The 6,838-nt window shown below is 74.6% G+C and carries 5 protein-coding genes and 1 pseudogene; 3 read left to right on the forward strand and 3 right to left on the reverse strand.

Features of this window, described 5'->3' with window-relative positions; all coding sequences use genetic code 11:
• Positions 1-302: pseudogene (locus B0E54_RS31765) on the reverse strand (hypothetical protein); the annotation flags it as partial.
• A 1,222-nt stretch (positions 303-1,524) separates the two neighbouring features.
• Here B0E54_RS31765 and B0E54_RS32870 point away from each other — a divergent pair.
• Both B0E54_RS32870 and B0E54_RS31775 read left to right on the forward strand, forming a co-directional pair.
• On the forward strand, positions 1,525-3,711 hold the full coding sequence (locus tag B0E54_RS32870; RefSeq protein WP_234591537.1) for a WG repeat-containing protein: 2,187 nt from the start codon (positions 1,525-1,527) through the stop codon (positions 3,709-3,711).
• 44 nt (positions 3,712-3,755) lie between these two features.
• Positions 3,756-4,754: an aldo/keto reductase family protein gene (locus B0E54_RS31775; RefSeq protein ID WP_234591538.1), complete on the forward strand. Its 999-nt coding sequence runs from the start codon at positions 3,756-3,758 to the stop codon at positions 4,752-4,754.
• Between the two features lie 58 nt (positions 4,755-4,812).
• Here B0E54_RS31775 and B0E54_RS31780 read toward each other — a convergent pair whose 3' ends face one another.
• Positions 4,813-5,610: a site-2 protease family protein gene (locus B0E54_RS31780; RefSeq protein WP_234591539.1), complete on the reverse strand. Its 798-nt coding sequence runs from the start codon at positions 5,608-5,610 to the stop codon at positions 4,813-4,815.
• Positions 5,610-5,810, reverse strand: a complete 201-nt coding sequence (locus tag B0E54_RS31785; RefSeq protein ID WP_030337978.1) for a hypothetical protein — start codon at positions 5,808-5,810, stop codon at positions 5,610-5,612. Before B0E54_RS31785 ends, B0E54_RS31780 begins: the two co-directional genes overlap by 1 nt.
• A 145-nt stretch (positions 5,811-5,955) precedes the next feature.
• Here B0E54_RS31785 and B0E54_RS31790 point away from each other — a divergent pair.
• On the forward strand, positions 5,956-6,838 hold an 883-nt coding region (locus tag B0E54_RS31790; protein WP_234591540.1), incomplete at its 3' end, for a serine/threonine-protein kinase.

Here is a 6,838-nt window from a genome sequence, read left to right on the forward strand (position 1 = left end):
TCCCCGGCCGCACCGGGCACCGGCCGGGCCACGCCGATGCCACCCACACCCGTCTCCCCGGCCGCACCGGGCACCGGCCGGGCCACCCCGATGCCACCCACACCCGTCTCCCCGGCCGCGCCCGGCACCGGCCGGGCGACTCCGGTTCGTCCGGTGTCGCCGGCAGCGCCGGCAGCGCCCGCCGCGCCCGGCCGGGACCGGCCGGTTTCTGCGGCCCCCGTCTCTCCCGCTGCGGCGGACAACGGGTGGCAACCGTCCACGTCGTCCACGCGCGCCGAGCGCGACCGGCCGGTGTCGGCCACACCGGTCTCCCCGGGGGACGTCCCCGTCTCCGGTCCACCGGCCGCCCGACTGCGGCTGGAGTTCCTGCCCGCCCCGGTGGATCCGCCGGCGGCGGACGAGCGGCCGGAGCCGCCGCAGCGGCCCGAGCACCGCACACCCACCGAACCGGCGTCGACTGCCGATCCGCGCGCCACCGCTCCACCGCGCTATCCCGGCCCGGACAACCGCGCGCACCCGACACCGCCGGTCCGGCAGGGCCAGCAGACGCCTCCCAGCCCCGGGCAGCGTCCCTCGCCGCCTGCGGATGACCGCCCGCCGGTCGCGCCCCCACCGGCCTGGCAGCGGCCGGAGCAACCCGCCAGCCCCACGACGCCGACGTCCTCGGCACCCGCGCCGGACGCCGAGCCGGCGCTCCCGATCGCCCCTGGCGTACCGCGTCGCTACGTGCCCCCGGCACCTTCGGAAGCACCCGTGCCGACTCCTGCGGAGCCAGCGGAGGCGTTGACCCGGGGACCGGAAGCCTGGTTCAGCCCCGGTACCCAGCCGGTCGAGCCCGACCGGGACGGGACACCAGCGGACCAGCGACCGGCCGCGGAACCCGAGACAGCCACCGTCGCCGAGACGAGCGGGGACTGGAAGCCCGGCGACGGATCGGCCGGCTCGCCGCCACACGCCGAGGACGAGCACGACCCGTCGGCGGCGTCCGCCCAACCACTGGTCGGCGACCCCGCAACCGACCGACGACCCGACTCGACCGTCGAAGCCGCTGCGACACCGATCGCCGAACCGCTCTCCCCACCACCGATCCGGCCGGTGTCCGCACCGCCGGCCGATCCGATCGCCGCACGCCCCGCCCCATCCGACTCGGCACAGCCCGTCTCGGCACCACAGGACGTGGCACGGCCGGTCTCGGCACCGCCCGACTCGGCCTGGCCCGTCTCGGCGCCGCCGACACCCGCGTCGCCGGATTCGACCCGGCCGGTCTCGGCACCGCCGGGCGCCGCGACGTCCGACTCGGCCTGGCCGGTCTCGGCACCGCCCGTCTCCCCGACGCCCGACTCCGCCTGGCCCGTCTCGGCACCGCCCGCTCCTGCGCCGGCCGACTCGACCCGGCCCGTCTCGGCACCGCCCGCTCCTGCGCCGGCCGACTCGACCCGGCCCGTCTCGGCACCGCCCGTCTCCACACCGCCGGACTCCGCCTGGCCCGTCTCGGCGCCGCCGGCCTCCGCCACGTCAGTGGAGGTGGCCGAGGGTGAGCGTCGCTCCTGGGTCGACGACCTCGCCACCCACGTGGAGCCCACCACCGAGCCGACCCCGACCGACGAACGGGAGCCGGTCTCCGGACCGCCGGCACACCCGGTCTCCGGTGCTCCACACACCTGGTCGGACGAGCTGGTCGACGATGCGGACGACACGACGGCAACCGTCGAGCCGACATCGGGCGATAGCCATAGCCACCGTCCGCACAGCGGTGAGTCGTACGCCGAGACGCCGGGACACCACAACGACCTCGCCACCGACGACGGCCACGACGCCGCCGGCCCGACAAGCACGCCGACCGCCGACGCGTCCACCGATGCGTCGCGGGACGGCCTGGTCGACGCCGAACCGTCGGACCGGCCGGTATCGCCCGCGTCGAGCAGCGCGTACCCATCGACCGCCAGCCCGGACACGGTTACCGACCCGGCCGGGTCGGGTTCGACGACCGATGCGACGCGCACACCGCCCGAGCCGGCGGCCGAACCGCCCATCGCGGCAGCGCCCGCCCCCGCACCGCCGACCACCGCACCGCCGACCGCACCCGTCTCCGCGCCACCTGCCGCGCAGGCACCCGTTCCCGCACCGCCCGCCTCCGCACCGCCGACCGCACCCGTCTCCGCGCCACCTGCTGCGCAGGCACCCGTCTCCGCACCGCCCGCCTCGGCAGCACCGGCCGCGCAGGCACCCGTCTCCGCGCCACCAGCGACGCCTGTCTCCGCGCCACCCGTCTCCGCCCCTCCTGCCGCGCCCGTGTCTCCCGCTGCCGCCGTACCGCTCGCTGGCATTCCCGGGCCGCGCAACGGGTCGTCCGACCAGGACGCGCAGGTGTCGGCGCCGCCCGCCACGGCGCCGGAGACGCCCCGCCGGTCGCTGGCCGATCAGGGCGATCCGGAGCAGGTTCTGGCCGCGTACCGCTGGCGGCTGGACCCGGTGACCCTGCGCGAGGAGCTGACCGAGCCGGACGCCATGCGGGCCATCCGACGGCGGTTGACCGAGAAGCTGGGCTCGGCCGTGGACAACAAGGCCCGTGCACGGCTGCTCAGCCTGCGCGCGGTCGCCTCGCGGATCCTCGGCGACCTCGACGACGCGTTGGCCGACGGCCGGCTCGCCCTCACCTACGCGGAGGCCACCGGCGAGCTGCGCCGGACCGCGCTGGCCCAGGCCCGGCTGGCGCACGTCCTGCGCTGGCGGGGCGACTACGCCGAGGCCGACCAGCTCTTCGCCGAGGCCAACTCGATCGAGCTACCCGACCGGCTGCGAGCCGCCCTGCACGAACACGCCGGGCGGTGCTCCTATGACCAGGGTCGGCTGATGGAGGCCTGCCACCACTTCGAGCGGGCGCTGGACCTGCGCGGGGCCGGCGACGCCGAGCTGCTGGACCGGATCCGGGTGGCCCTGGACGCGGTCACCGCGCGGGCTTCGGCCGACGGCTTCGGGCCGTACCCCCGGAGTCGCGAAGAGGTGCTCGACCGGGACCGGCCCCCGCAGCCGGACCGCGACGGACCGCTGTGGGGTTACACCGACCACGCCGGCGACGTTGTCATCCCCGCCCGGTACGCCGAGGCGCAGCCCTTCCACGACGGGCTGGCCTGGGTCCGGCGACCGGACACCGACCGGTGGTCCCTGATCAACCTTCTGGGTACGACGGTGATCCCGCCCTCGTACCGGGCGGTGCGCCCGTTCAGCGACGGCCTGGCCTGGGTGGTCACCGACGGCGGGTGGACGGCGATCGACCCGACCGGCGCGGTGCAGGTTCCGCCGAACTTCGCCGACGTACGGCCGTTCCGCCGAGGGCTGGCCGCGGTGAAGCGCGAGGGGTGGGGCGCGGTCGACCGGACCGGCCGGATCGTGGTGCCGACCCGCTACCACGGCTTCGTCACCGAGCTGACCGACGCGGGTCCGGTCGACGGCTTCACCGACGAGGGTCTCGTGGTCGTGGACGTGGCCGGTCGGCGCGGTGTGGTGGACCGGACCGGCGCGGTGCTGGTGCAGCCGTCGTACCCGATGGTGGTCATCCACCCGGTGGCGTTCCTGGTGGTCAGCGGCAGCGGCCGGTGGGGCGCGCTGGACCGGCGGGGTGGGCCACTGATCGACCTGGTGCACCCCGATCGCGCGGCCGTGCTGGAGGAGATCGACCGGCTGTTGACCGACGCGAACCCGGTGCTGTGAATCGCCGCACGGCGATCGTGATCCACCGGGGCTAGGGTCGGAGTATGGAATTCCGACACCTGGGCCGTTCCGGCCTGATGGTCAGCGAGATCTCGTACGGCAACTGGATCACCCACGGTTCACAGGTCGAGGAGGACGCGGCGAACGCCTGCGTCCGGGCCGCCCTCGACGCGGGGATCACCACCTTCGACACCGCCGACGTGTACGCCGGCACCCGGGCCGAGGACGTGCTCGGCCGGGCGCTGCAGAACGAGCGTCGCGAGGGCCTGGAGATCTTCACCAAGGTCTACTGGCCCACCGGGCCGGGTCGCAACGACCGTGGCCTGTCCCGCAAGCACATCATGGAGTCGATCAACGGCTCCCTGCGCCGGCTGCGCACCGACTACGTGGACCTCTACCAGGCCCACCGGTACGACTACAGCACGCCGCTGGAGGAGACGATGGAGGCGTTCGCCGACGTCGTGCACTCCGGTAAGGCGCACTACATCGGCGTTTCCGAGTGGACCGCCGAGCAGCTGCGGGCGGCCCACTCGCTCGCCCGGGAGCTGCGCATCCCGCTGGTCTCCAACCAGCCGCAGTATTCGATGCTGTGGCGGGTCATCGAGACCGAGGTCGTGCCGGCCAGCGAGGAGCTGGGTATCGGCCAGATCGTCTGGTCGCCGATGGCCCAGGGCGTGCTCTCCGGCAAGTACCTGCCGGGGCAGCCGCCGCCGGCCGGTTCCCGGGCCACCGACGAGAAGTCGGGCGCGAACTTCATCTCGCGGTTCATGAACGACGACGTCCTGACCCGGGTGCAGCAGCTCAAGCCGCTCGCCGAGCAGGCCGGGCTGAGCATGGCCCAGCTGGCCGTGGCGTGGGTCCTGCAGAACCCGAACGTGTCGTCGGCGATCATCGGCGCGTCCCGCCCGGAGCAGGTGCACGACAACGTGAAGGCGGCCGGGGTGAAGCTCGACGCCGGGCTGCTCAAGGCCATCGACGAGATCGTCGAGCCGGTCACCGAGCGGGACCCGGCGAAGACCGAGTCCCCCGCCGAGCGGCCCTGACGCGGGTCCGGTCCGGCCGGCGCGGGTGCGCCGACCGGGCCGGACAGCTCGGCTCGGCTCAGCCCTGCCAGAACCGGATCAGGTCCAGGCCGGTGGCGTAGAGCCAGGAGGGCAGACCGAGCAGGTCGCCGACGGCGAAGACCGCGTCGAAGAACCAGCCGCCGATGCGCGGGTTCCACAGCAGCGCGAACAGCAGAATGAAGCCGTACGGGGCGAACAGGTCGTACATCCTGCGCCACTGCGGATTGAGCCACGGCTGGATCATGTTGCCGCCGTCCAGGCCGGGCACCGGCAGCAGGTTGAGCACACTCGCGGTGAGCTGCAGGAACGCCAGCAGCGCCACCCCGGCCCAGAACTCCACCGGGCCACCCGAGGACGTGCCGAGTCGCACCGCCAGCACGAGCAGCAACGTGAACAGCACGTTGGTCGCCGGGCCGGCGAGGCTGACCAGGGTGTGCCGCAACCGCCCCGGGATGGCGTGCCGGTCCACCCACACCGCGCCGCCGGGCAGGCCGATGCCGCCGAGCAGCACCACCACCACCGGCAGCACGATCGACAGCAGGGGGTGGGTGTACTTGAACGGGTTGAGCGTCAGGTAACCGCGGTGGGCGATGTCCCGGTCACCGGCGCGGTAGGCCACCACCGCGTGGGCGTACTCGTGCAGGCAGAGCGACACCAGCCAGCCGGACACCACGAACAGGAACACGGCGAAGCGGACGCTGCCGTACCCGTTCCAGGCCAGCACCCCGCTGACCGCGAAGAGCGCGACCAGGCCGAGGAACACCGGGCTGGGCCGGAACGCCGCCTTGGGCACGCCGAGCACCAGCCCGTCGGCCCCCGGCCGGTCGTAGGCCATCACTCGGCCGTGGGCAGCAGGCTCATCCGGTACTCCACCCGGTCGTCCTCGACGAGCGCGACCGAGGTGACGCCGGACGCCGCGAGCTCACGCCAGGTCTGACCGATCCAGGATTCGGCGTCGGCCTGGCTGCCGAACGATTCCGCCGGGCCCTCCACCGTCTGACCGTCCGTGCCCTCGTACCGCCAGCTCCACGCCATGCCGCGTCTCCCCTCGCCGCTGAAGTCCCCGTGGGACGAACCCCCGCCAGCGTAGTCGGCCCGGCGCGCAACGGCCGCTCGCTCGCCCCCGCGGCAGCCCACGGGGTGGATCAATCCGATCGACGCCGGCCGGTACGGTGGCTCGGTGCTGACTCGGGGAGTGCTGCTCGGCGACCGCTACCGGCTGGGCGAGCGGGTGGCGACGGGCGGGATGGGCGCGGTCTGGCGCGGCACCGACGTGCTGCTGGAGCGCGAGGTGGCGGTGAAGGTGCTGCTGCCGTCGCTGGTCGCCGACGCCGAGTTCACCGCCCGCTTCCGCGCCGAGGCGCGGATGCTCGCGGCGTTGCGGCATCCCGGCGTGGTCGCGGTGCACGACGTCGGGCAGGCCGCGCTCGCCGACGGCAGCCGGGTCGACTACCTGGTGATGGAGTACGTCGAGGGCGAACCGTTGTCGGCCCGGGTACGCACGGCGGGGCGACTGGACGCGGCCACCACCATGTCGGTGCTGGCGCAGGCGGCCGACGCCCTGCACACCGCCCACCTCGCCGGCATCGTGCACCGGGACGTGAAGCCTGGCAACCTGCTGGTCAAGGCCGACGGTCGGGTGGTGCTCGTCGACTTCGGCATCGCCCGGTCCCGCAGCATGGCCGGGTTGACCGCCGCGAACATGGTGCTCGGCACCGCCGCGTACATGTCTCCCGAGCAGGCCACCGGCCAGCCGGTCGCCGCCGCCACGGACGTCTACGCCCTCGGGGCGGTGGCGTACTTCTGCCTGGCCGGGCGGCCACCGTTCGACGGTGACAACCCGCTCGCGGTGGCGTTGCGGCACGCCCAGGACGAGCCGGCCCCGCTGCCGCCGGACACGCCGCCCGCGGTGGCGGCGGTGATCGCGCGGGCGATGGCCAAGCGGCCGGCGGAACGGTACGCCAGCGCCGCTGAGTTGGCCGCTGCCGCCGCTGACGCCCGCGACGCGACACTGGCCAGCATCCCGCCGGCCGCCCGCCCTCCGTGGGCGGTGGCCGCACCCG

Origin of the sequence: Micromonospora sp. MH99 (genome assembly GCF_021442385.1) — a bacterium.
GTDB lineage: Bacteria > Actinomycetota > Actinomycetes > Mycobacteriales > Micromonosporaceae > Micromonospora.

Excerpts from the sequence above, each read along its gene's own strand:
- B0E54_RS31775 (WP_234591538.1), top strand. The coding sequence starts at position 3,756 with ATGGAATTCCGACACCTGGGCCGTTCCGGCCTGATGGTCAGCGAGATC.
- B0E54_RS31780 (WP_234591539.1), bottom strand. The coding sequence starts at position 5,610 with ATGGCCTACGACCGGCCGGGGGCCGACGGGCTGGTGCTCGGCGTGCCC.
- B0E54_RS31785 (WP_030337978.1), bottom strand. The coding sequence starts at position 5,810 with ATGGCGTGGAGCTGGCGGTACGAGGGCACGGACGGTCAGACGGTGGAG.